Annotated in this window: 29 protein-coding genes; 7 read left to right on the top strand and 22 right to left on the bottom strand. The window is 62.0% G+C overall.

The annotated features are described in order from the left end of the window. The 7 genes from NKH63_RS28205 to NKH63_RS28175 form a co-directional block, all read right to left on the bottom strand. A complete protein-coding gene (locus NKH63_RS28205) occupies nucleotides 1-2,562 on the bottom strand; it encodes a sensor histidine kinase (RefSeq protein ID WP_352484479.1) in 2,562 nt (853 codons plus the stop codon). 188 nt (nucleotides 2,563-2,750) lie between these two features. Further along, complete coding sequence (gene ahcY / locus NKH63_RS28200; RefSeq protein ID WP_352591225.1) at nucleotides 2,751-4,151, bottom strand: adenosylhomocysteinase; 1,401 nt, start codon at nucleotides 4,149-4,151, stop codon at nucleotides 2,751-2,753. A gap of 168 nt (nucleotides 4,152-4,319) precedes the next feature. After that, on the bottom strand, nucleotides 4,320-4,616 hold the full coding sequence (locus NKH63_RS28195; protein WP_023718281.1) for an HPr family phosphocarrier protein: 297 nt from the start codon (nucleotides 4,614-4,616) through the stop codon (nucleotides 4,320-4,322). Continuing rightward, nucleotides 4,613-5,014, bottom strand: a complete 402-nt coding sequence (locus tag NKH63_RS28190) for a PTS sugar transporter subunit IIA (RefSeq protein ID WP_023718280.1) — start codon at nucleotides 5,012-5,014, stop codon at nucleotides 4,613-4,615. Before NKH63_RS28190 ends, NKH63_RS28195 begins: the two co-directional genes overlap by 4 nt. Before the next feature lie 164 nt (nucleotides 5,015-5,178). After that, a complete protein-coding gene (locus tag NKH63_RS28185; RefSeq protein ID WP_023718279.1) occupies nucleotides 5,179-5,625 on the bottom strand; it encodes an HPr kinase/phosphorylase in 447 nt (148 codons plus the stop codon). Nucleotides 5,626-5,656: 31 nt separating this feature from the next. Then, entirely contained in the window at nucleotides 5,657-7,441 is a 1,785-nt protein-coding gene (locus tag NKH63_RS28180; RefSeq protein ID WP_352484482.1) for a sensor histidine kinase, read from the bottom strand. A gap of 22 nt (nucleotides 7,442-7,463) precedes the next feature. Next, nucleotides 7,464-8,165 (bottom strand): response regulator transcription factor, encoded by a 702-nt coding sequence (locus NKH63_RS28175; protein WP_023677547.1) that lies wholly within the window; start codon nucleotides 8,163-8,165, stop codon nucleotides 7,464-7,466. 342 nt (nucleotides 8,166-8,507) lie between these two features. On the opposite strand from NKH63_RS28175, the gene NKH63_RS28170 reads away from it, so the two are divergent. From NKH63_RS28170 to NKH63_RS28160, 3 genes are all read left to right on the top strand, one after another. Then, nucleotides 8,508-10,118, top strand: coding sequence for a phosphoenolpyruvate carboxykinase (locus NKH63_RS28170; RefSeq protein ID WP_352484483.1), 1,611 nt, complete (start codon nucleotides 8,508-8,510; stop codon nucleotides 10,116-10,118). A 69-nt stretch (nucleotides 10,119-10,187) separates the two neighbouring features. Next, the gene (gene arfB, locus NKH63_RS28165; protein WP_352591228.1) at nucleotides 10,188-10,625 is read left to right on the top strand and encodes an alternative ribosome rescue aminoacyl-tRNA hydrolase ArfB; all 438 of its coding nucleotides are present in this window, start codon (nucleotides 10,188-10,190) and stop codon (nucleotides 10,623-10,625) included. A gap of 131 nt (nucleotides 10,626-10,756) precedes the next feature. Further along, nucleotides 10,757-11,374: an alpha-ketoglutarate-dependent dioxygenase AlkB gene (locus tag NKH63_RS28160; RefSeq protein ID WP_352484500.1), complete on the top strand. Its 618-nt coding sequence runs from the start codon at nucleotides 10,757-10,759 to the stop codon at nucleotides 11,372-11,374. On the opposite strand, the gene NKH63_RS28155 is transcribed toward NKH63_RS28160, so the two are convergent. From NKH63_RS28155 to hisB, 15 genes are all read right to left on the bottom strand, one after another. Further along, nucleotides 11,337-12,038, bottom strand: coding sequence for a hypothetical protein (locus NKH63_RS28155; RefSeq protein WP_352484484.1), 702 nt, complete (start codon nucleotides 12,036-12,038; stop codon nucleotides 11,337-11,339). The genes NKH63_RS28160 and NKH63_RS28155 overlap by 38 nt on opposite strands. A 75-nt stretch (nucleotides 12,039-12,113) precedes the next feature. After that, a complete protein-coding gene (locus NKH63_RS28150; protein ID WP_352919722.1) occupies nucleotides 12,114-13,607 on the bottom strand; it encodes a hypothetical protein in 1,494 nt (497 codons plus the stop codon). Between the two features lie 196 nt (nucleotides 13,608-13,803). Continuing rightward, nucleotides 13,804-15,294: a hypothetical protein gene (locus NKH63_RS28145; protein WP_023718273.1), complete on the bottom strand. Its 1,491-nt coding sequence runs from the start codon at nucleotides 15,292-15,294 to the stop codon at nucleotides 13,804-13,806. A gap of 73 nt (nucleotides 15,295-15,367) precedes the next feature. Next, nucleotides 15,368-15,763, bottom strand: a complete 396-nt coding sequence (locus NKH63_RS28140) for a GtrA family protein (RefSeq protein ID WP_023718272.1) — start codon at nucleotides 15,761-15,763, stop codon at nucleotides 15,368-15,370. 7 nt (nucleotides 15,764-15,770) lie between these two features. Beyond that, nucleotides 15,771-16,541 (bottom strand): class I SAM-dependent methyltransferase, encoded by a 771-nt coding sequence (locus NKH63_RS28135; RefSeq protein WP_023718271.1) that lies wholly within the window; start codon nucleotides 16,539-16,541, stop codon nucleotides 15,771-15,773. Beyond that, on the bottom strand, nucleotides 16,541-17,548 hold the full coding sequence (locus tag NKH63_RS28130; protein ID WP_352919718.1) for a glycosyltransferase family 2 protein: 1,008 nt from the start codon (nucleotides 17,546-17,548) through the stop codon (nucleotides 16,541-16,543). Before NKH63_RS28130 ends, NKH63_RS28135 begins: the two co-directional genes overlap by 1 nt. Before the next feature lie 76 nt (nucleotides 17,549-17,624). Beyond that, nucleotides 17,625-18,584, bottom strand: a complete 960-nt coding sequence (coaA, locus tag NKH63_RS28125; RefSeq protein ID WP_352919715.1) for a type I pantothenate kinase — start codon at nucleotides 18,582-18,584, stop codon at nucleotides 17,625-17,627. 18 nt (nucleotides 18,585-18,602) lie between these two features. Next, the gene (locus NKH63_RS28120) at nucleotides 18,603-18,929 is read right to left on the bottom strand and encodes a phosphoribosyl-ATP diphosphatase (RefSeq protein ID WP_254815934.1); all 327 of its coding nucleotides are present in this window, start codon (nucleotides 18,927-18,929) and stop codon (nucleotides 18,603-18,605) included. A gap of 36 nt (nucleotides 18,930-18,965) precedes the next feature. Then, complete coding sequence (gene hisF, locus NKH63_RS28115; protein WP_023718267.1) at nucleotides 18,966-19,760, bottom strand: imidazole glycerol phosphate synthase subunit HisF; 795 nt, start codon at nucleotides 19,758-19,760, stop codon at nucleotides 18,966-18,968. Beyond that, complete coding sequence (locus tag NKH63_RS28110; protein ID WP_023718266.1) at nucleotides 19,757-20,593, bottom strand: arginase family protein; 837 nt, start codon at nucleotides 20,591-20,593, stop codon at nucleotides 19,757-19,759. Before NKH63_RS28110 ends, hisF begins: the two co-directional genes overlap by 4 nt. After that, the gene (gene hisA / locus NKH63_RS28105) at nucleotides 20,590-21,339 is read right to left on the bottom strand and encodes a 1-(5-phosphoribosyl)-5-[(5-phosphoribosylamino)methylideneamino]imidazole-4-carboxamide isomerase (RefSeq protein ID WP_023718265.1); all 750 of its coding nucleotides are present in this window, start codon (nucleotides 21,337-21,339) and stop codon (nucleotides 20,590-20,592) included. Before hisA ends, NKH63_RS28110 begins: the two co-directional genes overlap by 4 nt. A gap of 2 nt (nucleotides 21,340-21,341) precedes the next feature. Continuing rightward, the gene (locus tag NKH63_RS28100) at nucleotides 21,342-21,611 is read right to left on the bottom strand and encodes a DUF1330 domain-containing protein (RefSeq protein ID WP_352640263.1); all 270 of its coding nucleotides are present in this window, start codon (nucleotides 21,609-21,611) and stop codon (nucleotides 21,342-21,344) included. 24 nt (nucleotides 21,612-21,635) lie between these two features. Then, nucleotides 21,636-22,286 carry an imidazole glycerol phosphate synthase subunit HisH gene (hisH, locus tag NKH63_RS28095; RefSeq protein WP_352484488.1) on the bottom strand — a complete coding sequence of 217 codons (651 nt, stop codon included), beginning with the start codon at nucleotides 22,284-22,286 and terminating at the stop codon, nucleotides 21,636-21,638. Between the two features lies 1 nt (nucleotide 22,287). Beyond that, a complete protein-coding gene (locus tag NKH63_RS28090; RefSeq protein ID WP_352484489.1) occupies nucleotides 22,288-22,761 on the bottom strand; it encodes a DUF2628 domain-containing protein in 474 nt (157 codons plus the stop codon). Nucleotides 22,762-22,765: 4 nt separating this feature from the next. Further along, entirely contained in the window at nucleotides 22,766-23,365 is a 600-nt protein-coding gene (hisB, locus tag NKH63_RS28085) for an imidazoleglycerol-phosphate dehydratase HisB (protein WP_023718261.1), read from the bottom strand. Between the two features lie 225 nt (nucleotides 23,366-23,590). On the opposite strand from hisB, the gene hslV reads away from it, so the two are divergent. From hslV to hslU, 4 genes are read left to right on the top strand one after another with little or no spacing between them, the layout of a single operon-like run. Next, the gene (gene hslV / locus NKH63_RS28080; RefSeq protein WP_023718260.1) at nucleotides 23,591-24,142 is read left to right on the top strand and encodes an ATP-dependent protease subunit HslV; all 552 of its coding nucleotides are present in this window, start codon (nucleotides 23,591-23,593) and stop codon (nucleotides 24,140-24,142) included. Continuing rightward, on the top strand, nucleotides 24,132-24,674 hold the full coding sequence (locus NKH63_RS28075) for a GNAT family N-acetyltransferase (RefSeq protein ID WP_352495253.1): 543 nt from the start codon (nucleotides 24,132-24,134) through the stop codon (nucleotides 24,672-24,674). Before hslV ends, NKH63_RS28075 begins: the two co-directional genes overlap by 11 nt. 4 nt (nucleotides 24,675-24,678) lie before the next feature. Then, nucleotides 24,679-25,275, top strand: coding sequence for a DUF2585 domain-containing protein (locus NKH63_RS28070; protein ID WP_023718258.1), 597 nt, complete (start codon nucleotides 24,679-24,681; stop codon nucleotides 25,273-25,275). Nucleotides 25,276-25,279: 4 nt separating this feature from the next. Further along, nucleotides 25,280-26,593 carry an ATP-dependent protease ATPase subunit HslU gene (hslU, locus tag NKH63_RS28065; RefSeq protein ID WP_023718257.1) on the top strand — a complete coding sequence of 438 codons (1,314 nt, stop codon included), beginning with the start codon at nucleotides 25,280-25,282 and terminating at the stop codon, nucleotides 26,591-26,593. Nucleotides 26,594-26,611: the final 18 nt, after the last annotated feature.

Genomic DNA, 26,611 nt, shown 5'->3' with positions numbered 1-26,611 from the left:
CTACTCGGCCGCCGCGCGGATGCCGGACGGCGTGTCGGGAAAGGCGCAAACAACCGTCGTGCCCTTGTCCCTGCCGGTCTCGATGCGGACGCTGCCGCCATGCAGTTCGACAAAGCTCTTGACGATCGACAGGCCGAGCCCGGCGCCGCGGCGGCGGCCGCCATTGGTGCGCGGCTCGAAGCGCCGGAACACTGAGTCAAGCAGGTCCGGCGGCATGCCGGGACCGTCATCGTGAACGGAAAATTCCACGCCGTCGGCAAGTTGGCGGCAGGCGAGCGTTATGGTGCTCGCCTCCGGCGCGTAATTGGCGGCATTGCTGAGCAGATTGTAGAGGATCTGGCGGACGCGGATTTCGTCGCCGTGGAAGGTTTTCGGCGCGGCCGCCGCGTCGATCCTAAGCTTGATCGCATGTTCCTCCAGTCGGTCGGCGACCAGTTCGGCGGCGGCTGTAATGGTTCGATCGATGTGAACTTCGGAAATGTCGAGTTCCATGATGCCGGCATCCACCGTCGCCAGATCGAGGATGTCGTTGACGATGGTGAGCAGGACCGAGGAGGACGAGCCGACATGCCCGATATATTCGCGTTGCTTCTGGTTCAACGGACCAGTCGACGGCAGTGAAAGAAGCTCGGTAAAGCCGATGATGTTGGTGAGTGGCGAGCGCAGCTCATAGGAGACGTGCTGCACGAATTCGTTCTTGATCTGGTCGGACTTTTGCAGCGCCTCATTCTTGTCCTTCAGCGCCCGCTCGACATTGACGCTGTCGGTAACGTCGACGAAGGTCATCATCACCTGGCCGTTGGGCAAGGGGATGACGGCGTAGCGCAAAACGGTGCCGTTGTTCAATTCGGTCTGGCCGTGGCGGTCGCGGCGCTCGTCGTCGAAGCCGGTGATGGCGGCAACGAACCCGCCCCACGGACTGTCGACGGCACGGCGGTCGCAAAGGTCGCGGATCGTCGAGACATGGACGTTGGGTTTTGAGGCATCGGCATCCAGCCCCCACAGTGCTGCGAAGGCCGGGTTGGACAATCTCAGCCTGCCGTCGGGACCGAATACAGCGACGCCTTCGGCAAGGTTGTCGAGCGTCTCGCCCTGAACCCGGACGGCGGTCTGGTAGCGGCTTTCAAGGTCCATCTTCTCGGTCAGGTTCTCGAACACCCAGGTGACGCCGCCCTTGGGCTGCGGGTTGGCGACGACGCGAATGGTCTTGCCGTCCGGCAGATGCCACCAATGCTCCTGCGATTCAACCGCGCGATAAGCGCCGAGCAAGCTCTCTTTCCAGCGCCGCCATTCGGGCTGCTCGGCAATCTTGCCTTCGCTGCGCAGGCGGTCGAGCAGCAAGGCGTTGTCCGGCGCGCTGTGCAGGAAGCCGCTGTCGAGGCCCCATAGTTTCTGGAACGCCTGATTGAAAAACCGCAATTTCTCGTCGGTATCGAAAATCGCCACGGCAGTGTTGAGCTGATCGAGCGTATCGGCGTGGCTCTGCACGGTCCGCTCATACTCGGCGCGAATGGCCTCGATGGCGCTGATGTCGCAGGCAAGACCAGCCGAACCATCCGCCCCGGCAAAGTCGGTCACGGCAAACATACGGCGGTCGCCTTCGATCACAGTGGAGAGCGTCTGTTCGAAGACGGGGTGCGACTTGTGCTGCGCAGCAATCGTGTCGCGCGCCTGGCCGCCGAGGAATTCCTTGCTGTCACGAACCGCCGATTCGGCATTCTCGGCCTCGACCGCTTCGGCATAGGCCCGGTTGACCCATTTCAGCCGCCCGTCGACGGTGCGTAGCCATGACGGCATCTTGAGCGCATCGAGAAGTCCGATCAGCGTCTCATGGTCGGCGGCCAAGCGCTGGTTCTCGATCTTCAGCCTGGCCTGGCTTCGCTGTGTCTCCGAAAGCGAGACGAAGCGAACCAATACATGCGCCGCACTCTTGCGGCCGTGAACCTCGAGCGGCTGGCCGGCCTGCGATTCGATGACCAGATCGAAGGGCTTTGCCTTGTCCCGCAGCGCCGCCACGGCATGTTCCAACGCGGCCGCCGAACGCGGCATCAGCCAGCGGCCGAAAGCCAGGAAGGCCGCCCGGTCCTCCGGCGCGCCGCTCTCGATCGGCAATGTTCCGACAAGCTCGGGTTTCTTGTTTTCGGCGGCCCATACGACCACGCGCTGGTCGCGGGAATGGAGCAGCGCCTCGGAGCGCTGCAGCGCGGCATTGACGTCGGCGATGCGAGTCCTGAGCTCGGCATTTTCCGCCGCGGTGCGCGCCCTTTCGCGGATCAGAAAGATGGCCGACAGCAATGCCGCCCCCATGACGCCGACAAACATGGCGAGTTGCATGACCTCGACCGTGCTGACCGACAGCCCGGCCTTTTGCGCCACGCGGGTTTGGGCATGTGCGGCAAAGCCAAGCAGCGGACCAACCAGCGCGGAAGAAGCAAGCAGCACCCCGACACGGCTGCCGGCACGGCATAAAAGGCTGCCGCCTCTGGCAGCGGAGCCCGTGATCGAATCGTTATGGCCGCCGGAAACGGCCTGTCCCGCGCAAGGCGGGTTATCCCCCGGCATGTCTTGGTCCTCTTTGCCGCCTGAATGCAAGACCGCCCTGATGCGTGCGCCCGGGCCTCGTCCCCGGACCGCGAATCAGCACCATAGCGCTTGCGCGAATCGGCGTGAAGAATCAATCAGCGCAAAAATAAAGCCGGGCGAAAAGTCAATCGCCCGGCTTCAATATCTAGTGGCAAGTTTCGCCGTGGTTAATAGCGGTAGTGTTCCGGCTTGAACGGTCCCTGCGGAGTGACGCCGATATAGGCGGCCTGTTCGCCGGATAGTTCGGTCAGGCGGGCACCGAGCTTGTCGAGATGCAGGCGCGCGACCTTTTCGTCGAGATGCTTCGGCAGGACGTAGACCTGGTTTTCGTACTGACCGGGCTTGGTGTACAGCTCGATCTGCGCCAACACCTGGTTGGTGAAGGACGCCGACATGACGAAGCTCGGGTGGCCGGTGGCGTTGCCGAGGTTGAGCAGACGGCCTTCCGACAAAAGGATCATCCGCTTGCCGTCCGGGAAGGTGATCATATCGACCTGCGGCTTGATGTTGGTCCATTTCAGGTTGCGCAGCGACGCCACCTGGATCTCGTTGTCGAAGTGACCGATGTTGCCGACGATCACCATGTCCTTCATCAGGCGCATGTGGTCGAGGGTAACGACGTCCTTGTTGCCGGTGGTGGTGATGACGATGTCGGCCGTCGGTGCCGCGTCTTCGAGCGTGACCACCTCGAAACCGTCCATCGCTGCCTGCAGCGCGCAGATCGGATCGACCTCGGTGACCTTGACGCGGGCACCGGCACCCTTGAGCGAAGCCGACGAGCCCTTGCCGACGTCGCCATAGCCGCAGACGACCGCGACCTTGCCGGCCATCATCGTGTCGGTGCCGCGGCGAATGCCGTCGACGAGCGATTCCTTGCAGCCATATTTGTTGTCGAATTTCGACTTGGTGACGGAATCATTGACGTTGATCGCCGGGAACGGCAGCAGGCCTTTTTTCTGCAACTGATAGAGCCGATTGACGCCGGTCGTCGTCTCTTCGGTGACGCCGCGGATTGCTTCCTTCTGCTTGGTGAAGAAGCCCGACGATGCCTGCATGCGCTTCTTGATCTGGGCAAACAGGATCTCTTCCTCTTCGCTGCCCGGATTGGACAGCACATCCTCGCCGGCCTCGGCGCGGGCGCCGATCAGGATGTACATGGTGGCATCGCCACCGTCGTCGAGGATCATGTTGGAGGTGCCGCCATCGGCCCACTGGAAGATCTTGTCGGTGTAGACCCAATAATCCTCCAGCGTCTCGCCCTTGACGGCAAACACCGGAATTCCGGCCTCGGCAATGGCCGCGGCAGCGTGGTCCTGGGTCGAGAAGATGTTGCAGGAAGCCCAGCGGATATCGGCGCCGAGCGCCTTAAGCGTTTCGATCAGCACCGCGGTCTGGATGGTCATGTGCAGCGAGCCGGTGATGCGCGCGCCCCTGAGCGGCTTCTTGTCGCCGAATTCCTCGCGGCAGGCCATCAGGCCCGGCATTTCGGTTTCGGCGATCTCGATCTCCTTGCGGCCCCAGCCGGCAAGCGCGATGTCGGCGACCACATAATCCTTGCTACCCGTCATGGCAGTGCTCCGATGCGAATTGATTGCGGGACGCGCCCCGCCCCGAAGGCGTGTCGGAGGGCGCGAGTTGCCGGCCTGACTAGCAGATCGGGAGTCGGACGACAATGGGATATAAAGAAATCTTTATCCGTGCATGTCTTCAGCGGCAACCAACACGAGAGAGCGCCGTCAGCATTCCTCGCCAAAACGGGAAGCAACCAGTTGCTCCAGCGCATCGATGACCTCTTCGGCCTGCGGGCCGCTGGCGGTGACGCGGATCGAATAGCCGGGGCTCGCCGCCAGCATCATCAGGCCCATGATCGAGGTGCCGCCGACCTTGACGCCGTCCTTCTCGACCTGGACCGTGGCATTGAAGCCGCTGGCAATTTGAACGAACTTGGCCGAGGCGCGCGCGTGCAGGCCGCGCTGGTTGACGATCGGAAAGTCGCGAACGATCTTGTCCTTTTCCGGCAACAGCGCGCTCATTTGCTGCTCAGGAGCTGACTGGCGACGTTGATGTATTTGCGGCCGGCAGCCTGCGCCTCATCCAGCGCGGCCGCCATGTTGTCGCCTTTGCGAACGCTGGACAGCTTGATCAGCATCGGCAGGTTCATGCCGGCAATGACCTCGATGCGGCCGGATTCCATCACGGAAATGGCGAGGTTGGAGGGCGTGCCGCCGAACATGTCGGTCAAAACGATGACGCCTGATCCGGTATCGACGCGGCCGACTGCGTCGATAATGTCGCGGCGGCGTTGTTCCATATCGTCGTCGGCACCGATCGCCACGGTCTCGAAATTGTCTTGTGGCCCAACGACATGTTCCACGGCATTGCGGAACTCGGCGGCCAGTTGACCGTGCGTTACAAGCACGAGTCCGATCATTCTTTGGTGGCTCCCGTCATCGCCGCTTCACAGGCGCATTTTATGCTCGCCGACCGTTCCAGGTGGCGGGAGCGCTATCTTGTCGACGCAAGGCCCGTTGACAAGCCCAAAATTGCGCCGGCCCAGACCAATTTGACGCATTGCAGCAAAAAATTCAAATCGGATCACAGGAAAGGCGCAATCGACAGGCGCGACATCACTGCCGGCAAGGCCGCCGCGACATTGCGCCCGGCAAGATCGATGCGCGGCACTGGTACGCCGAAAACGAGTTCGCTGCAGTCTTCCTGGAAGCGGGCCATTTTGCCGGCTGGCACCAGCCGGATAATGAGGTCGATCACGCAGCTTGGCTCGAATGGTATCGGCTTGGGGCCGAATCCCGGCACCTCGACGAGGCCGGCTATGCTGACTGGTGCGCGGCAGACCAGCCGCCCCTCGCAATCGGCAGCATAGAGCTGGTCATCGCCGATCAGCCGCGAAAACAGCCCGCGCTGGCTGCAATGATCGATCAAGGCGAGCGCCAGCGTCGTTTTGCCCAAGCCGGACGGTCCGGTGATGAGAATGCCGCAATCACCTATCAGGATGGCGGTGCCGTGAATGTTTTCAGGCTGCACAATAGGACCAGGCGTGATTGGAATTCATCCGTCAGCCTTCGGCCGGCAGCGTCACCACGAAGCGGGCGCCCTTGATCTCGCCAGGCTTGGTGCCCGGGATGTTCTCGGCGCTCAACGTGCCGCCATGGGCTTCGACGATCTGCCGGGATATCGACAGGCCAAGGCCCGAGTTCTGGCCGAACGCCTCGCCGGCCGGCCGGTCGGTATAGAACCGCTCGAAAATGCGATCGATGTTGTCGGCCCGGATGCCGGGGCCATTGTCGTCGACGGTGACGATGTTGAACTTGCCGGCGCGCGCCAGCGATATGGTGATGTGGCCACGTTCTTCGGGAACGAACGAGCGGGCATTCTCGATCAGGTTGGTGATCACCTGGCCGATCCTCAGATCATGGCCGACGACGAAGTAGCCTTTCACGCCCTGCGGCAGTTTGGCGACCTTGAATTCGATCTCGACCGCCTTCTTGTTGCGTGTGGCCTCGCGCGAGACGGCGACCAGATCGGTGATGAACTTCTTCAGGTCGACAGTTCCCGCGTCTTCCCGCGCCAGTTCGGCATCGAGACGGGAGGCATCGGAAATATCGGTGATCAGGCGGTCCAGGCGCCTCACATCGTGCTGGATGATATCCATCAGCCGGCTGCGCGAATTGTCGTTCTTGGCCAGCGGCAATGTCTCCACGGCGCTGCGCAGCGAGGTGAGTGGGTTCTTCAATTCATGCGAGACATCCGCGGCAAAACTTTCGATCGCCTCAATGCGGGCGTAGAGCGCATTGGTCATGTCGCGCACGGCGATCGACAAATTGCCGATCTCGTCCTGGCGGTCGGAGAAGTCGGGAATTTCCTCGCGGTTCTTGACACCGCGGCGAACCCTGACCGCCGCCGCGGAAAGCCGGCGCAGCGGGTTGGCGATGGTGGAGGCCAGCAGCATCGACAGGATAGCGGTAACCAGCGCGGCGATGCCGAACACGCGCAGGATCGCCTTGCGCTCGGCCGCGACGATCTTGTCGATGTCGCCACCTTCGGTCGACAGCATCAGTACGCCGAGAACGGCACGGAAGCGCTGGATCGGCACCGCCACGGAAACGATCTGCTCGCCCTGCTCCGAGATCCGCACGATCGTCGACGGACTGCCGGTAAGCGCCTTGACCACTTCGGGAAACGCAGCACCGTTGCCGCCCGGCTGCTCGCGATAGACGGGCAGTTGCTTATTGCGGAAGAAATCGAAGACGAATTTCTGGATGCGCTCCAGAAGATCCGGCTGCTCCTCTTCGACCGGCGGCAGATCGTAGCGAAGGATCTGACCGCGCGAATAGAGATGGCGGGAATCGAGCAGCAGGTTGGCGTCGCGGTCGTAAATGCGGGCGCGCGTGCGCGTCGGCGAGATCAACCGCCTGAGCACCGGCGCCACGCGCTCCGGATTGATCGGGAAATCGAGATTGTCGAGCTGATCGGAGCCCGGGCCGAGGCTTTCGCCAGCCTGCAACTCAAGCAGCTTTTCCGGATCGATGCTGATCGAATCGGTCTCGACTGTCGCCGATGCGGCAATCGCGCCGGCAATGATCTCGCCCTGGGTCATCAGGCTCTCGACACGGGCGTCGATCAGCCCGTCTCGAAAGGTGTTGAGGTAGAGAATGCCGGTGACCAGGACGGCCAGGCCGGCAAGATTGAGAAAGAGAATACGCCGCGTCAGGCTGGAAAAGATGTGATGGCCGAGAAACCGGCGCATCGGCACCGTGATTTTCGAGACGAAGGCGGGCAGAATCCGCGGCGGGCGCCTGGCGGCGCCCGATCGTCTCACTCGCTCTACTTCCACTGCCATCGAATAGCAGCTCCCGCTCGACTCAAGCTTCGCGGAACCGATATCCGACTCCGTAAAGGGTTTCGATCATTTCGAAGTCATCATCGACGGCCTTGAACTTTTTGCGCAGCCGCTTGATGTGACTGTCGATGGTGCGGTCATCGACATAGACCTGCTCATCATAAGCCGAATCCATCAGCGCATCACGGCTTTTTACGACGCCTGGACGCTGGGCCAGCGAATGCAGGATGAGGAACTCGGTGACGGTAAGCGTCACCGGCTCGCCCTTCCAGGTGCAGGTGTGGCGCTCCTGGTCCATGACAAGCTGGCCGCGCTCAAGCGACCGAGCCTGCTGGTTGGGCGCCTTGGCGGCCGCCTCGCGGGTACTGGCGCGGCGCAGCACGGCGCGGACGCGCTCGACCAGAAGACGCTGCGAGAAGGGTTTGCGGATGAAGTCGTCGGCGCCCATCTTGAGGCCGAACAGTTCATCGATCTCGTCGTCCTTGGAGGTCAGGAAGATCACCGGCAGGTCGGATTTCTGGCGCATCCGGCGCAGCAGCTCCATGCCGTCCATGCGCGGCATCTTGATGTCGAGGATGGCGAGGTTCGGCGGGCGCGCCGCCAGTCCCTCCAGCGCCGACGCCCCATCCGTGTAGGTTTCAACCCGATAACCCTCGGATTCGAGGGCGATCGAAACCGAAGTCAGAATGTTGCGATCGTCGTCGACAAGCGCGATTGTTGCCATTTCAAGCGGCTCCCTCATGAGCTGTCCCTTCTTTCGTCGAGAAGGGGCTTTTGCAGGACAAATTAGGTACAAAATGTGGCATAGGCTCTATCCGCTGTCACGCGCGGCATGCCGGCGGCCACAATTGTACCTCGATATGGATTGGACGAATGAACATCGCCAATCCTTTGGGCAACCATCAGTGTTTTTGCACATATAAACGATTTAAACAACTTTCAAAATATTTAAATCGATTAATGATTTGATATCATTCGCCTTTTCTGGTTTTGACGTTTTTAGCTCCTGCAATGGGGGTTCCGGAATTCGCCGGTAAAGACGCGGTAAATCGAAGAAGGGACACCCATGTCGGAAGCCGGCAAACGCAATCCTGCATGTACAATCGATCGGATCGGCCTGAGAACCACGGGCGTGGTGCGCTATAATTTCGGCGCGGCCGCGCTCTACGAGGAGGCAATCCGCCGTGGCGAGGCCCGACTCACCGCGCATGGCGCGCTTGCCGCCGAAACCGGGCAGCACACCGGCCGCTCGCCCAGGGACAAATTCGTGGTGCGCGACGAAAGCACCGCGCCGCATGTATGGTGGGACAACAACAAAGCGATTTCGCCGGGGCAGTTCGATACGCTGCTTGCCGATTTTCGCGCCCATGCGGCTGGAAAGGACCTTTATGTGCAGGACCTGGTCGGCGGCGCCGACGAGGAGCTGAAGCTGCCGACCCGGGTGATCACGGAGCTTGCCTGGCACTCCTTGTTCATCCGCAATCTGCTCATCCGGCCGGCAGCCGCCGAACTCGAGCATTTCGTGCCCGATTTGACGATCATCGACCTGCCGTCGTTCCGCGCCGATCCCGCCCGCCACGGCACGCGCGGCGAAACGGTGATCGCCGTCGATCTTTCGCGCATGATCGTGTTGATCGGCGGTACCTCCTATGCCGGCGAGATGAAGAAGTCGGTATTCACCGTGCTCAACTATCTGCTGCCGGCAAAAGGCGTGATGCCGATGCATTGCTCTGCCAATGAAGGACTCGCCGGCGACGCGGCCGTCTTCTTCGGCCTTTCCGGGACCGGCAAGACGACGTTGTCGGCCGACCCGTCGCGCACGCTGGTCGGCGATGACGAGCATGGCTGGGGACCGCACGGCATCTTCAATTTCGAAGGCGGCTGCTATGCCAAGACGATCAAGCTTTCGGCCGAAGCCGAGCCGGAGATCTTCGCCACCACCCAGCGCTTCGGCACGGTGCTGGAGAATGTCGCGCTCGACGCCGGTCGCGTGCCGGATTTCGACGATGGCGGGCTGACCGAAAACACACGCTGCGCCTACCCGCTCCACTTCATTCCGAACGCCAGCAAGACGGGGCGCGCCAACCACCCGAAGAATATCATCATGCTGACCGCCGACGCGTTCGGCGTGATGCCGCCGATCGCGCGGCTGACCCCGGCGCAGGCGATGTACCATTTCCTCTCCGGCTATACCGCCAAGGTGGCGGGGACCGAGAAAGGCGTTACTGAACCCGAAGCGACATTTTCGACATGCTTCGGCGCACCGTTCATGCCGCGGCATCCGTCGGAATACGGCAATCTGCTGCGCGAGCTCATCGCCCGCCACGGCGTCGATTGCTGGCTGGTCAACACCGGCTGGACCGGCGGCGCTTACGGCACCGGCAAGCGGATGCCGATCAAGGCAACGCGGGCGCTGCTTGCGGCAGCACTCGACGGCTCGCTGAAAGCGGCCGACTTCCGGACCGACGCCAATTTCGGTTTCGACGTGCCGGTGACGGTTACCGGCGTCGACCGCGCCATTCTCGACCCGAGATCGACCTGGATCGACAAGCCCGCCTATGACCGGCAGGCGGCAAGGCTGGTTGGCATGTTCGTCGACAATTTCGAAAAGTTCGAGGCCCATGTCGACGCAACCGTGCTCGGCGCTGCACCACGCATGCAGGTAGCGGCTGAATAGCCGTCGCGCTTCAAGGCCCGGCTTCGATCGGGCCTTTTCTTTTTTCGCCTGCCGCGCCATGACTGCGGCATGAACGCCGACGAAAAAATCATCATCACCGACGATGCGGTGATTAGTCCGGGTGACCTGCACGAGGACTTCATCCGTTCGTCCGGCCCGGGCGGCCAGAACGTCAACAAGGTGGCGACGGCGGTGCAATTGCGCTTCGATGCTGCCAATGCACCGGGCCTGTCGGAGCGTGTGCGCGAACGGACCATCAAGCTTGCCGGCCAGCGCGCCACCAAGGACGGCGTCATCGTCATCGAAGCCGGACGCTTCCGCACGCAGGAGCAGAACCGGGCGGACGCCCGGGCGCGGCTGACGGCACTGGTCGCCAAGGCCGCCGAACCGCCGCCACCGCCGCGCAAGAAGACAAGGCCGTCCAAGGGCGCGGTCGAAAGACGGCTGAAGAGCAAAGCCGGGCGCGGCTCGATCAAGAAAATGCGTGGCCGGGTCGAGGATGACTGACAGCCGAATCGGCTTCGGATCCCAGATCGCCGGTGTGAAGTGTGCAGCCACTGCCGGAGGCGGCTTTCGGGTCGCCGTTTTCGTTTGACGGTGGCATTCTGATTTTCCAGACCAACGGATCAAGCGACCCGATGCTCGTGCTGCCCAAAGGCGTCCGCCATATGCCTGGTTACCTGTCGCGCGCCATGCAGGAAGTGCTGGTGGAAGATATCAGGGAGGTCGTGCAGGAAGCCCCGCTGTTCGTGCCGGCGATGCCGCGTACCGGCAAGGAGATGAGCGTGCGCATGACCAATTGCGGCCCGCTGGGCTGGGTCACCGACAAGGAGCACGGCTATCGCTACCAGCCGACTCACCCGGTGACCGGAAGGCCATGGCCGCCGATCCCGGAGATGCTGCTCGAACTGTGGCGGGACGTATCTGCCTATGCGCACCCGCCGGAGGCCTGCCTGGTCAATTTCTATTCCCAGGATGCCAAGATGGGTCTTCACCAGGATCGCGACGAGAGCGATTTCTCCGCGCCTGTCGTCTCGGCCTCACTCGGCGACGATTGCCTGTTCCGGGTCGGCCAGACCATGCGCGACGGCGCCACCAAATCGTTCAGATTGAAGAGCGGCGACGTCGTCGTGCTCGGCGGCGAAGGCCGCCTCTGCTTTCACGGCGTTGACCGCATCTACCCCTCGACCTCGGCATTGCTCAAGAACGGCGGCCGCATCAATCTGACGCTGCGTCGGGTGACGATGCCGAAATAGGCTGTTCGGGTGGCCGGTCGCCCGGCCGGACATAATCGTCGCGCAGATAGATGCGCTCGGTCTCGTCCTCGACGAGAATGCGATAGTGCGCCAGGATCGCGTCAAAGCCAAAACGCTCCATCAGTTGGCTTGTCCAAGGGCCATCATCTTTCCTGATAACTTTCGTAGAGATAATAATATCAGGGCGCAGACGCTCAAATTCTTGGCGTTTGCTTTCAGCGTAACGCTCCATGATCATCTCGTAATGCGTGGCTTGGGCGACGTCACGCGAAAGCGTGGCTTGCCGGGACAGAGCCATTGCAAACGCTCCAAGCCAGTCATTGGGATCGGCCGAAACGAACTGGCCGCCGATCATGCGGCTTAGTGGATGTCCAGTGTCTATATCTGGACTGATCAAGGCGACGTTTGGTCGATCGGTCGCGGCGCGTATCACGGCGACCAACACCGCGCCTGGCTTCTGAGTGCCCCAGTTCGGTAAGAAGGCAGCCACAATCGCCAGCGACACCAAGGCTCGCGGGGGAGCCGCCAGGCGGGAGAGCAGCCCTGCCGATTGCCGCTCGCTTCTCGGCAAGGCCAGCAAGCAAAGACTAGCCGCTACAGCGTAAAAAATCGATGGGTAGGCATGATACGTCCAGCCTTTGTCCTGGTAGAACAGCGGGAACAAGCCGGCAATAGATGCTGCCAGCGCTACGGCAGCCAGCTCTGGGAAATGGCCGACCGGCCACGACCACCAGCCGCGTCATGGTTTTTCCGAGGCCTTGCTCAATTCGGGTGGCCGGTCGCCCGACCGGACATAATCGTCGCGCAGATAGATGCGCTCGGTCTCGTCCTCGACGAGAATGCGGTAGTGCGCCAGGATGGCGTCAAAGCCAAAACGCTCTGTCAGTTGGCTTGTCCACATCGCGTTGTTTTTCTTGAAGACAATGATATCCGGGCGCAGACGCGCGAATTCTTTGCGTTTGCTTTCGACGTAACGCGCCATGATGGCCTGGTAACGCGTGGCTTCAGCGGTATCACCGGAAAGGGCTGCCTGCCGGGACAGGGAAAGCGCAAACACTCCGAGCCAATCGCTGACATGGGTCGAAACGAACTGCCCATCGATCATGCGGGTCAACGGATGTCCCGAGGACATATCCGAACTGATCAACGCAATAGTAGGCCGATCGGTCGCGGCGCGAATGGCGGCAACCAGCGCCGGCCCCGGTTTCTGGGTGCTCCAGTATGGCAAGAAAGCGATTGCCACCCCCGCCAGTGCCCAAGCTCGCGAAGGCGCCGTCACGAACGCCAACAGCTTCGACGGCTGCCGCACGATCCTGGGCACTGCCAGCAGGCACAAAATGGCTGCCACGGCGCAAAAGATCGCGGGATAGGCATGATAAGACCAGCCTTTCGCTTGGTAGAACAGGGGAAACATGCCGGCGATCGATGCAGCCAGCGCTACCGCCGCCAGCTCTGGAAACCGCCCGGCCGGCCACAGCCACCAAATCAGGAAGACGAGGAAACACCACGCGAAACCGTGGCCGATCACGATGGGCCAAAAGATGCCGAGCTTTCCATAAACATCCGCCAAGAGGGGATAGATGTCGCGCAGGAATTCCGGATGGATCAGCGTGACCGCGCCGAGATAGACAATGCAGATGCCGCCAATGACCCAGTGTTCCAGGGCGAAGATCGATTTCAGGCTGCGCCGGCGCACTGCAACGACCAGCGCTGGCGCCAACACCATGATCGCATAGTAGGGCTTGACCAGCAGCAAAATGCTGCCCGACAGGCCGGCGAGTACGGCGATCCCCGGGCCTAGTTGGGCGGCTGCATCTCTGCGCGCACGCCAGGCGTGAAGCGCAAGCAGCGGCATGAAAAGCGCCATGCCGATATGCTCTCGCTCGCTGAAGGCGTTGCCGGGGAAGATCACCAGCATTGCGCAAAACGCTGGCCCCAGTGCAAACAGTGATGCAGTTTCGGTGAAACCCCCGCGCTTGACGATCACGCCCGAGAGCGAAAGTCCGATAAGCACGGCAAGGTATGTCCAGGCCTCAACCAGGATTTCCGGGGCGGCGCCCAGCAATCTGGCCACAGCCACTGGCGGCAGATAGAGCCATACGCTGAATGGAGGGTTGGTCTCGTGGATCTGCGAGTAAAGCCGCTCACCGGAGAGCATCCGCTCGCATACCGTGATCAGCCAGCTAGTATCGGGAACAGTCCCCCAACGCCGCTGCCAGACGATGGAGAACACGGTGACTGCGGCAATGGCCAGGACATTGCGGCTAGGAAGCAGCGCCGCCGCGATATTCCGGCCGCGCCACCGGCTCAAGCCGTCAATGTCGTTCGAGACGCTCATGATGTTGCACCGAGGCTCTCGAGCTCGAGCCATACGTCGTCCAGCGGAGCGATTGGATCCAGCCGTGCCATGGTCTTCCGGGAGCCTCTGCTCAATTGGTTTGGAGCGGCGCAGGCGCCGTGTAACGCAGATAGACAGTGATTTCCGGCTCGTGGTGCAGCAGACGATAGTCGGCCAAGGCGGCTCCGATCCGCTTGTCCTGCAGCATCAGGGCTGTCCGCGCGGGCGAGCCTGACAGCACGACATCGGGCTTCTTCGCTGATATCTCGGCGGCGTATTCGCCGATCACCCGATCGCGGATGCTTTCAAGTTCCCGTCTCCGTTCGAGATCGCCGGTGGCGCGGGCGAGCGTGTCAGCGTTGGAGACCGCCCAGGCGCTCGGATGGCGTGATATGAACCTGCCGTCGACCAGCCTGGCGAGGGGATGGGCAACCTGCATCCGGTCGGCGATCGACATGATGGTCGGGGTTTCGACCGTTGCGCGGATCGCGGCGACAGAGCGCCCGATCGGGCCGTTGTCCGTCGTCAGCGCCGCGTACTGTGCCCTGACCGCTAGTTGCAGCACCAGCACGCAGCCGAAGATCAGGGCGGCCTTGCGAATGAAGCCTGCACTGCGGAATGTGCCGAACCGCAGAAGCTGGATGCCAAATGCAAGTGTTGCAACAACGACCATCGCCAGGGCGTGATTGGGCCAACCCTTGCCCATGACGATGAAGGCCGGAATGAACCCCAGTGCGGTCAGAAGCGGAATCCTGACGTCCCAGTTCGTCTGCCTCAGGCCGCCGGCCGCAAGTACGGTAGCGGCGGCCAGAAGCAGCACCACTTTCGGCCAGTTCGCCAGCATATCGGCGGTAGAGGCCCTCAACGGAAGATAGACCTCGCTGACCAAGGGCAGGACTTCGCTTAAATAAGCACGGTCGAAGAGCGCGATGGACGCGACATAGGCGGCCACGATCGTAGCGCCAAGCAGGTTCTCCACGACGAAGAGCGGTTTCAGCGACCGCCTTTCAACCGCAAGACAGAGTGACGGCAACATGAAGGCCAGCGCAAAATAGGGCGGCTTGACCATGACCACGATCGCCGCGCCGAAGCCCGCGACCATGTGCTCCAGGCGCGAGCCGGCGCTGAAATCCGGGTTCCGCTGACGTGTGCATTGCAACGCCACCCAAGGCAGAATGGCAATCAACGCGAAGTGCTCGCGTTGGCCGAATTGATCCGGCATGAAACAGAGAACCCAGCCCAGGGCCGCCGCTGCTGCCCAGAACGCATGGGGCTGCCGGTAAACCGGTTCATCGCGCGCGAGAATGCGGACAGAAACGAAAAGACTGGCCAGGCTCAGGCAAACGACACCAAGCGTCAGCCAGAATTCCGCACGTATGCCGGTGAGCTTTTCCAGGAGCATGAACGGCATGTAGAGCCAGATCGAGAAAGGTGGGTTGGTCTCCATGATGTCGGTGTTGAGCCGCTCTCCGCCAAGCAGCCGATCACAGACGACCAGAAGCCATGACACGTCGACATTGGTCGGTATCGCAATTGTTGTCAGCCAGACGGCGTATATGACGACCAGGCAGGCCAGCAGCAACGGGGCGCCCGCCACGCCCGCAAACGGCGAGAAACGGTTGGCACCGGGCAGCAGTTCACTGAGGGATCGCGCGCTAGAGACCACGAAACACCCAGCGTCCGAGGACGACATAGTTGATGACCGGCACGGCAATGCAGGTAAGCAGGATCGGGACTGCGGCAGGGACGCCGAGCATCTGGGTCAAAAGCCCCGGCAGGGCGATTGCGACAGCGAGGCCGGAAGCGGTGAGCAGGAGAAAGCGGGGCAGTTCCATCGCGTGGCTGCCGCCCGAGGTGAAGGTGAAATATTTATGCCCGGTGTAAGAAAACAGCGCGGCAACGGCGTAGGCCGCAAACGATGTGAGCGCCGCCGGCAGGGCCGCCGTCGCCTGCCCACGCGACAGCAGGAGAGCACAAACGGCATAGATCAGCGTCGACGCAATGCCAATTAGCGCAAAGCGCGATAGTCGACGATACGAACCGGTGCCCATTGCGCGGTCAAGCTGCCAATTTCTCGTCGAGGCGACCGGTTTCGACGGCGTCGTCCTTGCGGAATACCGCCAGCAGCGAAACACCGAAGGGCAGGCTTGCATTTGGTATGATGCGGCCTTCCGCCGAAAACACTGCCTTCATCGCCGCATTCAGTGGTTTCGACGGCGTTGCATGGCCGGCTGGCAAGGCGGGCTTGCGCAACCTATCCACCAGCCGTGCCAGTGCCGCTACAGGAAAGAGTGCGGCATTTGTGTAGCTCAGCCGGTCGATCCTGAAACCAGCCCTTTCAATTCGTTCACGCAGCAGATTGCGTGAATAGCGCCGCATATGATGCAGCCCCACATCATGCGTGCTCCACAACCATTGGTGTGCGGGCACCGTAAGGATGACGCTGCCGGCTGGTTTCAGCATCTGGCGGATCGCGGCAAGCGATGCCTCGTCTTCGGCGACATGTTCCAGCACGTCGAACAGGCAAACCAGGTCGCAGCTTTGCGGCGTGACAGGAATGTTGTCCGGCAGATGTCCGGCAAGGAAGTCGCGGCCGGTCTTTTCCCAGGCAATCCTGCGTGCGAGATCGCTCATCTCGACTGCCGTCACGGTGCCGAACTGCTCCAGCATCCGGATGTTGCCGCCGGTGCCGGCGCCGATCTCGACGATGCGCGCCTTTTCGGGCAGGTCGATGCTGCGAATGACCGCCTCTGCGATGGCGCGACGCCCGCAGAACCACCAATGCTCGTCTTCGGTGGCGGCCATCTGTCGGTAGGCGTCGAGCTCCATTAGCTCATTCCCTCATATTTGCGGCGCACAATGTAGATCGGACGCTGCTTGATCTCGGCGTAGACCCTGCCGAGGTATTGTCCGATGATGCCGATGCCGAGCAACTGGATGCCGCCAAGAAAAAGAACGCTGACCAGCAGCGAGGCGTAGCCGGGCACATCAACGCCAAAGATCATTGTCTTGGCGACGATCAGCAGGCCGTAGAGGAACGACAGCGCGGAAATCGTCGCGCCGACATAGGTCCAGATTTCAAGCGGAGCGGTGGAGAAGCTGGTGATGCCTTCGAGCGCGAAGTTCCACAGCTTCCAGCCGGAGAATTTCGACTGGCCGGCGATCCGCTGATCGCGGACATATTCGACGCTTGCGGTGCGGAACCCGACCCAGGCGAACAGGCCCTTCATGAAACGACGGCGTTCGGGCAAAGACCGCAGCGCCTGGATGACCTGACGGTCGATCAAACGGAAGTCGCCGACATCGTGCGGGATCTTCTGCTGCGCGATCCAGTTGTGAACGCGGTAGAACATCGAGGCGGAGCGCTGCTTGAGAAAGCTGTCGCTCGACCGGTTGGCTCGCTTGGCAAGAACAACCTCGAACCCCTCGCGCCACTTTTCCACAAGCAAGGGGATGACATGCGGCGGATCCTGCATATCGACGTCCATCGGGATCGCGGCATCGGCATCGCAGCTGTCGAGGCCCGCGGTCATCGCGGCTTCCTTGCCGAAATTGCGTGAAAGGTCGATTATGTGGATGCGAGGGTCTGCTTGTTGGGCTTCGATCAGCTTTTCGAGCGTCGTATCGCTGCTGCCGTCGTTGACGAAGATGAACTCGAGGGCAACGCCATTGTCCTTCAGCGGAGCGGTGCTTTCGCACACCGCCTTCAGGAACGGGGCAATCGCGCCTTCCTCATTGTGGACCGGCACGATCAGGGCAATCGTGGCGGCGCCGCTGCCCGGATGTGCGACGCGGTCCGCTGTCGGCCGATCAATATTTAGGAATGGCGCATTCATTGTTTGCCGAGCCCGCAGATCAGGCCTGACAATAGGAAGACGGGGTTAAGATGACTTTAAGGAATGAATCGGGATTTCACAGTTTTCGGAGCGCCACTTCCTCGACCAGATGATTGGCGCCCTTGCGCAGGATGAGATCGGCGCGGGCGCGGGTCGGCAATATATTCTCGCGCAAGTTCTTCAGGTTGATGTTGGTCCACAGGCCCTCGGCGATGGCGCGGGCCGCATCCTCGGAAAGTTGCGAATAGCGGTGGAAGAAGGAGGCTGGGTCGCGGAAGGCGGTTTCGCGCAGCCGCATGAAGCGGGCGACATACCAGTGATGGATAAGCGCCTCCTCGGCATCGATATAGATGGCGAAGTCGAAGAAATCTGACAGGAAAGGCACGATCTTGCCGTCCTTCGGCAGCTTGCCAGGTTGCAGGACATTGATGCCCTCGAAGATCAGGATGTCCGGCCTGTCGATGGTCTGGAACTCGCCCGGGATAACGTCATAGGTCAGGTGCGAATAGACCGGCGCGCGGACGTTGCGCTGCGCCGATTTGATGCCGGACAGGAAGCGCAGCAGCGCGCCGACGTCGTAGCTGTCGGGAAAGCCCTTGCGCTCCATCAGATTGTTGCGGCGCAGGACTTCGTTCGGCAGCAGGAAACCGTCGGTGGTGACCAGATCGACCTTGGGACTCGACGGCCAGCGCGCCAGCAGCTCCTTTAGCACGCGCGCCGTGGTCGATTTGCCAACCGCCACGGAACCGGCAATGCCGATGATGAACGGTGTCTTGGCCACGTCCAGCGCGTTGAAAAAAACCTGGCGTTGCCTGAACAGGAGTTGACTGGCTTCGACATGGGCCGACAACAGCCGCGACATCGAAAGGTAGATGCGCTCGACCTCGTGGAGATCGACCGGATCGTTCAGCGACCGCAGACGACGGACCTCGTCCTCGGTGAGCGTCATCGGCGTATCGGCGCGGAACCGCGACCATTGCTCCGCCGAGAAGAACCGATAGGGTGAATACTTCTCGGTAGGAGCGAGCTGGTCCATCGAGTTCCTCCGCAGCGATCAGCCCCGGTCCAGCCGAGACGCCTTTTCGGCGATGCCCGAACGGCCGGTGCGGCGTTCAAGCTCGTTGAGCACATCGCTCAGCGGAATGTCCGCTATGCCGAGAACGACAAGCCAATGATAGATGAGATCGGCGCTTTCCGAAACAAGCGCGTCCCGGTCGGCGCTGACGGCTGCGATCACCGTTTCGACCGCCTCTTCGCCGAGTTTCTGCGCTGCCTTGCTCATGCCGCGCTGAAAGAGCTTGGCCGTCCACGAATCCGGATCGCCGGAACGTGCGCGTTCGCCAATGATCTTCTCCAGATCGGAGAGTGAGAACTCGGTCATAACGGCGTCTACAGCCTCTTCTTAGCCGGAAAGGCTCTAGGACCGATTACCCGGCGAGTCCAGCCGCATCGGCAGTCCGGCCTGAGCCATATGCATCTTGGCTTCGGCGATGCTGTAGGTGCCGAAATGGAAGATCGAGGCTGCCAGCACCGCGCCCGCATGGCCGTCGCGAATGCCTTCGACCATGTGATCGAGCGTGCCGACGCCACCGGAAGCGATGACCGGCACGCGTACGGCGTCGGCGACCGCGCGGGTAAGCGCTATGTCGTAGCCGGCCTTGGTGCCGTCGCGGTCCATCGACGTCAACAGGATCTCGCCGGCGCCGAGATCGACGATCCGCCGAGCGAACTCGACGGCATCGATGCCGGTCTTCTCGCGGCCGCCATGGGTGAAGATCTCCCAGCGATCAGCCTCGCCCGCAGCGGACACTTTCTTGGCGTCGATGGCGACGACGATGCACTGGTTGCCAAACTTGTCGGCAGCCTCGGCGACAAAATTTGGGGTTTTCACCGCCGCCGTATTGATCGACACCTTGTCGGCGCCGGCCAGAAGCAGCTTCCTGATGTCGGCGACCTGGCGGACGCCACCACCGACAGTCAGCGGCATGAAACATTGTTCGGCCGTTCGGGTAATGACATCGAAGATGGTCTCGCGGTTTTCCGACGAGGCAGTGATGTCGAGAAAGCAGAGCTCGTCGGCGCCGGCCGCGTCATAGGCTTTTGCCGCTTCGACGGGATCGCCGGCATCGACCAGGTCGACGAAATTGACGCCCTTGACGACGCGACCGTTCTTGACGTCGAGACAGGGGATGACGCGGGCTTTCAGCATCAGATCCTCTCGATCGCCGCAAGAAAGTCGACAAGCAGCTGGCCGACGACGGACGGAACCTCGGACTGGGAATCAAAGGCCGGATCGTAGGCCGAGAGCGTCACGCCCACGATCGGGATGGATCTGGCCAGCCCGCAGGCAAGCTGCCGCAGCTGTTCCGGACTCGGACCGCCCGGATGCGTGTAGCGGTTCACCTGCAGCACATCCGGATCGAGGACATCCAGGTCCAGATGCAGATGTCCCCGAACAGCCCCTGCCGCTGTGAGCTTTCCCACCATATCGAGCGCACCGGCACATTCGGCGCGCACGATCGGCAAAGTTTCCAGCAGGCGCTTTTCGTCGGGATCGAGGTCGCGGGCATCGACCAGCATGCAGTGCGCCGGGTCCATCGGCCGGAATCCCGGAATTGCTGCCGCCATCGGACGCCAGCAGAGCCCGAGTGTCGCCGCCAGCGCCATGCCGTCGAGAAAGCCGTAGGCGGACGTCTCTGGCGTGTTGAGATCGCCATGCTGATCGATCCAGATAATCGAATCCGCGTCTTCACCGGCAACCGCACCGGCGGCGGTCAGGCAATTTCCAGCAAGGACAATGGGGAAGCCTCCTCCGTCGCGGGCGAGGCCGACCTTGGCCGCGACGGCGTTGCAGACGGCGAAGCCGGTTGCGATTTCGCGCCCCTGCTCGTCTCCCACCTTGCCGATATCTTCGACGGCGACGTCATGGCCGGCCACGGTCAGAGCTTCGACGAGCCCACCGCCGATGATGGCGTCCGGCCCCTGGCCGCACCCTTCATGATGGTGCCCGCTGTCATAGGGGGCGAGGATAATCGAGACTTTCATGATGACGCCCCTGCCATCGGTTTGCCACGCAGGATCGCCAGTGCCTCGGCCGGGTCGATGCGGCCGTCGTAGAGCGCGCGGCCGGAGATCGCGCCTTCGAGCTTCCGCGCATCGGGCATGGTCATGCGCACAATGTCGGCGATCGAGGCGAGCCCGCCCGAGGCGATGACCGGGATCGAAACCGCCTCGGCGAGATCGATGGTGGCGTCCCAGTTGATGCCGGTCAGCACCCCGTCTCGATCAATGTCGGTGTAGATGATGGCAGCAACGCCGGCGCCCTCGAATTTCCTCGCCAGTTCGATGACGCCGAGGCTCGAGGCCTCCGCCCAGCCTTCGACCGCGACCTTGCCGCCCTTGGCGTCGATGCCGACGGCGATCTTGCCCGGGAATGCCTTGCAAGCCTGCCTGACCAGATCCGGATCGCGCACCGCCACAGTGCCAAGAATGACGCGGGCCAGCCCACGGTCGAGCCAGTCCTCGATCTGCGCCAGAGTGCGGATGCCGCCGCCGAGCTGCACCGGGTTGTTCGTCGCCTTGAGGATGGCGCCGACTGCCGCGCTGTTGACGCTCTGGCCCTTGAAGGCGCCGTTGAGGTCGACGACGTGCAGCCATTCGAAGCCCTGCTCTTCGAAGGCGCGCGCCTGAGCGGCGGGATCGTCATTGTAGACCGTCGCGGTCGCCATGTCGCCATGCTTGAGGCGCACGCATTTGCCGTCCTTGAGGTCTATCGCCGGAAACAGGATCACCTTCAGGCGCCTTCGACGATGACAAAGTGGCCGGTCGAGCCGGCGAGCCTGTACTTCAAGGCCTCCTGGTATTCAGGCGAGCCGTAGCAGGCGATCGCCGTCTCGTAGGATTCGAATTCCACCAGCACGTGGCGATTGCCTGTCGGCCCTTCCGGGCTGGTATACCGTCCGGCGCGCACGGGAAACTTCGCGCCGTATTTCGCAAAAGCCGCGGCATTGGCCTCGATGTACTGCTTGTAGACCTCGGGGTCGCGGACATCGACCATCGCCATTCAATAGCCCTTCTTGCTCATGACCTAGGGCCTCCATTGCAGGAAGTTGGTGATCAAAGCGAGGCCGAGCGCCTGGCTCTTCTCGGGGTGGAATTGCGTTCCGGCGAGATTGCCGCGGGCGACAGCGGCCGTCACCGGGCCACCGTAGTCGGCGACCGCCAGCACCTCGTCCTCCTTCCGTGCATCGAGATGGTAGGAGTGGACGAAGTAGGCGTGCAGCCCCTTCCCGCCCGTCGCAATGCCGGAAAACAGCGGATGCTTGCGCTTCAGGTCAATCGTGTTCCAGCCGATCTGCGGGATCTTCAGTGTCGGATCGGCCGGCGTGATCTCCTTGACGTCGCCGGCGATCCAGCCAAACCCTTTCGTAACCGTTTTCTCCAAGCCTCGCTCCGACATCAGCTGCATGCCGACGCAGATGCCTAGGAACGGCCGTCCCTTGACGATCGCGACCTCCTCGACCGCTTCCCACATGCCGGCCACAGCGCGCAGTCCAGCGGCGCAATCGGCATAGGCGCCAACGCCGGGCAGGACGATGCGGTCGGCGGTCCTGACCCGCTCGGCATCGGCTGTGAGTTCAATCGCGGCGGCAATGCCGGCTTCATGAGCGGCACGCTCGAAGGCCTTGGTGGCCGAGCGCAGATTGCCCGACCCGTAATCGATGATCGCGACCCGCATCTCAGCGCTTTCCCGGAATATGGGTCAGCCCCAGTGCCATGCCCATCGGCGTCGGCCGGGCAAGTGCTGCGTCCGGGACGATGCGCTGTGCGGGGGACCGTGCATTCGAATCCGCATCGGTTTCCAACGCGTAGCGAATGTCGGCATCGTCGAGCCTGTCGGCCTCGACGACACCCCATTCACGCCAGCCACGGCGGCGCAGTGCTGCGATCCGCAGGGCCTGCCCTTCCAGTCCGACAAAGAGCATGACAAGGAGGGACAAAAGCGAGCCTGCGCTTTCCAGGCCCAGGCTTTCGCCCAGCATCGAAAGCAGGCCCATGGCGACAAAGGCCAATGCCGCCTCGACCCACAGCCGGTGCCAGGCCAGCCACAGCGGCGGCAATAGGAAGCCGAGCCAGGCAAAGCCGTCACGGACAAAGGTGGTGTCCACCCTTTCGCTGCGGCCTGGCGGTTCCATCGCGACATAGATGGCCATGGCGCTACCCTTTCAGGGATCCCTTGGTGGAGGGAACCGCGTCCGGCTGGCGCGGGTCGCGCTCGAGCGCCGAACGCAGCGCACGCGCCACGGCCTTGAAGCAGGTCTCGGCAATGTGGTGGTTGTTGGCGCCGTAATGATTGGTGACATGCAGCGTGATGCCGGCATTCTGCGCCAGCGCGTGGAAGAATTCGCGCACCAGCTCGGTGTCGAACGTACCGATCTTCGGCGATGAGAACGAAACATTCCAGACCAGAAAAGGCCGGCCGGAGACGTCGATCGCCGCCCGCGTCAGCGTCTCGTCCATGGCGAGATCGATCGAAGCATAGCGCATGATGCCGCGCCGCTCGCCCAATGCCTTGGCCAGCGCCTGCCCAAGCGCGATACCAGTATCCTCGACCGTGTGGTGGTCGTCTATGTGCAGGTCGCCCTTGGCCTTCACCGTCATGTCGATCAGCGAATGGCGCGATAACTGGTCCAGCATATGGTCGAAGAAGCCGACGCCCGTCGAAATGTCGGATTTGCCCGAGCCGTCGACCTGAACCGACACGGAGATGTCGGTTTCCTTGGTCTTGCGGCTTATCTCGGCGGAACGGGGCACCATGACCTCATCCTTGTCTCAGATTTGCACGATTCAGGCGTTCACATGCCTGAAAACGAAAGCCTTCTAGCAGCATGATCCGGCGATTGCCAGTTACCGCTGCGGAGCACTATCCGGCCCGGTGGATGGCCGGTTTGCAATCGTCTGGCCTATGCATACATATGGCCGATCAAGTCACTCGTAACGCGCCAATCGCCTTGATGGGATCGGTGCTGACCGGAGCAGAAAATGTCTAATGAACTGACCATGCATGCCACGACCATCCTAACCGTGCGCAAGGGCGGCAAAGTGGTGATCGCCGGCGACGGCCAGGTCAGCCTCGGCCAGACCATCATGAAGGGCAACGCCAAGAAGGTGCGCCGCATCGGCAAGGGCGGCAACGTCATTGCCGGCTTCGCCGGCGCCACCGCCGATGCCTTCACGCTGCTGGAGCGGCTCGAAGCCAAGCTCGAACAATATCCCGACCAGCTGACACGCGCCTGCGTCGAGCTCGCCAAGGACTGGCGCACCGACCGCTATTTGCGCCGGCTGGAAGCAATGATGCTGGTGGCCGACAGGTCGGTGTCGCTGGCGCTGACCGGCACCGGCGACGTGCTGGAGCCCGAATTTGGCGTGATGGCCATCGGCTCCGGCGGCAACTACGCGCTGGCCGCGGCCCGCGCCCTGATGGATACCGATAAGGACGCCGAGGAGATCGCCCGCAAGGCGATGCAGATCGCGTCCGACATTTGCGTCTACACCAACAACAGCTTCGTCGTCGAAACCCTCGATGCCGCCTGAGCGGAGCCTCCGCTACGGTTTTCGGCCGGTGACCGAGAGGGACCTGCCGATGATCGCCGGCTGGCTTGCCGAGCCGCATGTCACCGAATGGTGGAACGACCCAGAGACCGAGATCGCGGAGATCCGCGAGCATATCGACAGCATTTCGGTCGAGCCGCTGATTATCGAGCTCGACGGCAAACCCATCGGCTATTTGCAGAGCTATGATCCGCATCTGGAGGACGGTCATCCCTATAGCGACCAGCCGTTCGGCACGCTCGGCATCGATCTGTCGATCGGCGTGCCGGAGCTTGTCGGGACCGGCCACGGCTCGGCGATCGTCCGGCAGTTCGTCGAGCAGCTTTTCGAGGAAGGTGCGCCGCGCGTCATCATCGACCCGGACCCGGCCAATGCACGGGCTATCCGTGCCTATGAAAAAGCCGGTTTCAGGGCTATCGATCGCAGGAAGTCGGAATATGGCGATGCCGTGCTGATGGCGATTGATGCCCCAGAGGGTGATGCCGAACAGGGTGACGCAGAAGAGGGGCAATAGCAGCATGAGCGTATCCAGCGACAAAACCGTCTCGGCCTACGAAGACAGTTGGCGAATGGGGCTTCTGTTGGTTCTCGGTCTGGTCATATTCCAGGCAGGGGTCCTCTACGGCATGGGGCGGACGCCGATTTGCACCTGCGGCTACGTCAAGCTGTGGCACGGCATCGTGCAGAGCTCCGAGAATTCCCAGCATATCTCCGACTGGTACAGCTTCTCGCACATCATTCACGGCTTCCTGTTCTATGCGCTGGCGTGGTTTCTTTTCCCGCGCTCGCCGATCGGGCTCAGGCTGGCCTTTGCGGTGGTGATAGAGGGCGGCTGGGAGCTGCTCGAGAACAGCCCTTTCATCATCGATCGCTATCGCGCCGGCACGATCTCGCTCGACTATTATGGCGACAGCGTCATCAATTCGGTGTCGGACACGCTGGCCATGGTGCTGGGGTTTGTCATGGCGCGAAGGCTTCCTATATGGGTGATCGTAACCCTCGCCCTCATCTTCGAATTCGGTGTCGGCTATCTCATCCGGGACAATCTGACACTCAACGTGATCATGCTGCTGCATCCGTTCGAGTCCATTCGGCAGTGGCAAAGTGGAATTTAGTGACATGAGCACCTTCTCTCCCCGCGAAATCGTTTCGGAACTCGACCGCTTCATCATCGGCCAGAAAGACGCCAAGCGTGCCGTGGCGATTGCCTTGCGCAACCGCTGGCGCCGCCAGCAGCTCGAGGGCCAGATGCGCGAAGAGGTGATGCCGAAGAACATCCTGATGATCGGCCCGACCGGTGTCGGCAAGACCGAGATTTCTCGCCGCTTGGCGCGCCTTGCCGGTGCGCCTTTCGTCAAGGTCGAAGCCACCAAGTTTACGGAGGTCGGCTATGTCGGCCGCGATGTCGAGCAGATCATCCGCGATCTGGTCGAGATCGCCATCGGGCTGGTGCGCGAGAAGATGCGTGAGGACGTCGAGGCGCGTGCCCACATCAACGCCGAGGAAAGGGTGCTTGAAGCGCTCGTCGGCAAGACGGCGAGTCCGGCCACCCGTGACAGTTTCCGCAAGAAGCTGCGCGACGGCGAGCTTGACGACAAGGAGATCGAGATCGAAGTGGCCGATACCGGCAATGGCGGCATGCCCGGCTTCGAGATCCCCGGCATGCCGGGCGCCAATATCGGCGTGCTCAACATCAACGACATGCTGTCGAAAGCGATGGGCGGCAAGAAAACCAAGATGCGCAAGACGACCGTTAAAGAGTCCTACGGGCTGTTGATCAGCGACGAGTCCGACAAGTTGCTCGACCAGGACGAGGTGGTGCGCAGGGCACTCGAATCGACCGAGAATGACGGCATTGTCTTCCTCGACGAGATCGACAAGATCGCCTCGCGCGAAGGCGGCATCGGTGCCGGTGTTTCGCGCGAGGGCGTGCAGCGCGACCTGCTGCCGCTGGTCGAAGGCACCACGGTTGCGACCAAATACGGACCGGTGAAGACCGACCACATCCTGTTCATCGCTTCAGGTGCGTTCCACGTCGCCAAGCCATCCGACTTGCTGCCGGAATTGCAGGGCCGCCTGCCGATCCGTGTCGAGCTGCGGGCGCTGGAGAAGGACGATTTCGTCCGCATCCTCACCGAGACCGAAGCCAGCCTGATCAAGCAGTATATCGCACTGATGAAGACCGAGGGAGTCGACCTGGTCTTCACCGATGACGCGATCGACTCGTTGGCCGGCATCGCTGTTGACCTCAACGCCAGCGTCGAGAACATCGGCGCCAGGCGGCTGCAGACGGTGATGGAACGGGTGCTGGACGAGATCTCCTATGACGCACCGGACCGCAACGGCACCTCCGTGACCGTCGATGCCGCCTATGTGGAGAAGCATGTCGGCGACCTCTCCAGAAACACGGATTTGTCGCGTTTCATCCTGTAGGAGACGCTTCATCCTCAA

It is taken from the genome of Mesorhizobium sp. M0960 (assembly GCF_040319055.1).
In the GTDB taxonomy this organism is placed as follows: domain Bacteria; phylum Pseudomonadota; class Alphaproteobacteria; order Rhizobiales; family Rhizobiaceae; genus Mesorhizobium.
This window is presented reverse-complemented; position numbering and strand designations above follow the sequence as displayed.

Bases quoted from the DNA above. Each gene is read 5' to 3' on its own strand.
- ahcY (WP_352591225.1), bottom strand. From the start codon at position 4,151: ATGACGGGTAGCAAGGATTATGTGGTCGCCGACATCGCGCTTGCCGGC.
- NKH63_RS28195 (WP_023718281.1), bottom strand. From the start codon at position 4,616: ATGAGCGCGCTGTTGCCGGAAAAGGACAAGATCGTTCGCGACTTTCCG.
- hisB (WP_023718261.1), bottom strand. From the start codon at position 23,365: ATGGTGCCCCGTTCCGCCGAGATAAGCCGCAAGACCAAGGAAACCGAC.
- NKH63_RS28130 (WP_352919718.1), bottom strand. From the start codon at position 17,548: ATGAATGCGCCATTCCTAAATATTGATCGGCCGACAGCGGACCGCGTC.
- NKH63_RS28110 (WP_023718266.1), bottom strand. From the start codon at position 20,593: ATGAAAGTCTCGATTATCCTCGCCCCCTATGACAGCGGGCACCATCAT.
- arfB (WP_352591228.1), top strand. From the start codon at position 10,188: ATGAACGCCGACGAAAAAATCATCATCACCGACGATGCGGTGATTAGT.
- NKH63_RS28175 (WP_023677547.1), bottom strand. From the start codon at position 8,165: ATGGCAACAATCGCGCTTGTCGACGACGATCGCAACATTCTGACTTCG.
- NKH63_RS28075 (WP_352495253.1), top strand. From the start codon at position 24,132: ATGCCGCCTGAGCGGAGCCTCCGCTACGGTTTTCGGCCGGTGACCGAG.
- NKH63_RS28120 (WP_254815934.1), bottom strand. From the start codon at position 18,929: ATGACCGAGTTCTCACTCTCCGATCTGGAGAAGATCATTGGCGAACGC.
- hisH (WP_352484488.1), bottom strand. From the start codon at position 22,286: ATGCGGGTCGCGATCATCGATTACGGGTCGGGCAATCTGCGCTCGGCC.
- hslU (WP_023718257.1), top strand. From the start codon at position 25,280: ATGAGCACCTTCTCTCCCCGCGAAATCGTTTCGGAACTCGACCGCTTC.
- NKH63_RS28190 (WP_023718280.1), bottom strand. From the start codon at position 5,014: ATGATCGGACTCGTGCTTGTAACGCACGGTCAACTGGCCGCCGAGTTC.
- NKH63_RS28170 (WP_352484483.1), top strand. From the start codon at position 8,508: ATGTCGGAAGCCGGCAAACGCAATCCTGCATGTACAATCGATCGGATC.
- coaA (WP_352919715.1), bottom strand. From the start codon at position 18,584: ATGGACCAGCTCGCTCCTACCGAGAAGTATTCACCCTATCGGTTCTTC.
- NKH63_RS28180 (WP_352484482.1), bottom strand. From the start codon at position 7,441: ATGGCAGTGGAAGTAGAGCGAGTGAGACGATCGGGCGCCGCCAGGCGC.
- NKH63_RS28090 (WP_352484489.1), bottom strand. From the start codon at position 22,761: ATGGCCATCTATGTCGCGATGGAACCGCCAGGCCGCAGCGAAAGGGTG.
- NKH63_RS28100 (WP_352640263.1), bottom strand. From the start codon at position 21,611: ATGGCGATGGTCGATGTCCGCGACCCCGAGGTCTACAAGCAGTACATC.
- NKH63_RS28135 (WP_023718271.1), bottom strand. From the start codon at position 16,541: ATGGAGCTCGACGCCTACCGACAGATGGCCGCCACCGAAGACGAGCAT.
- NKH63_RS28205 (WP_352484479.1), bottom strand. From the start codon at position 2,562: ATGCCGGGGGATAACCCGCCTTGCGCGGGACAGGCCGTTTCCGGCGGC.
- hslV (WP_023718260.1), top strand. From the start codon at position 23,591: ATGTCTAATGAACTGACCATGCATGCCACGACCATCCTAACCGTGCGC.
- NKH63_RS28140 (WP_023718272.1), bottom strand. From the start codon at position 15,763: ATGGGCACCGGTTCGTATCGTCGACTATCGCGCTTTGCGCTAATTGGC.
- NKH63_RS28070 (WP_023718258.1), top strand. From the start codon at position 24,679: ATGAGCGTATCCAGCGACAAAACCGTCTCGGCCTACGAAGACAGTTGG.
- NKH63_RS28160 (WP_352484500.1), top strand. From the start codon at position 10,757: ATGCTCGTGCTGCCCAAAGGCGTCCGCCATATGCCTGGTTACCTGTCG.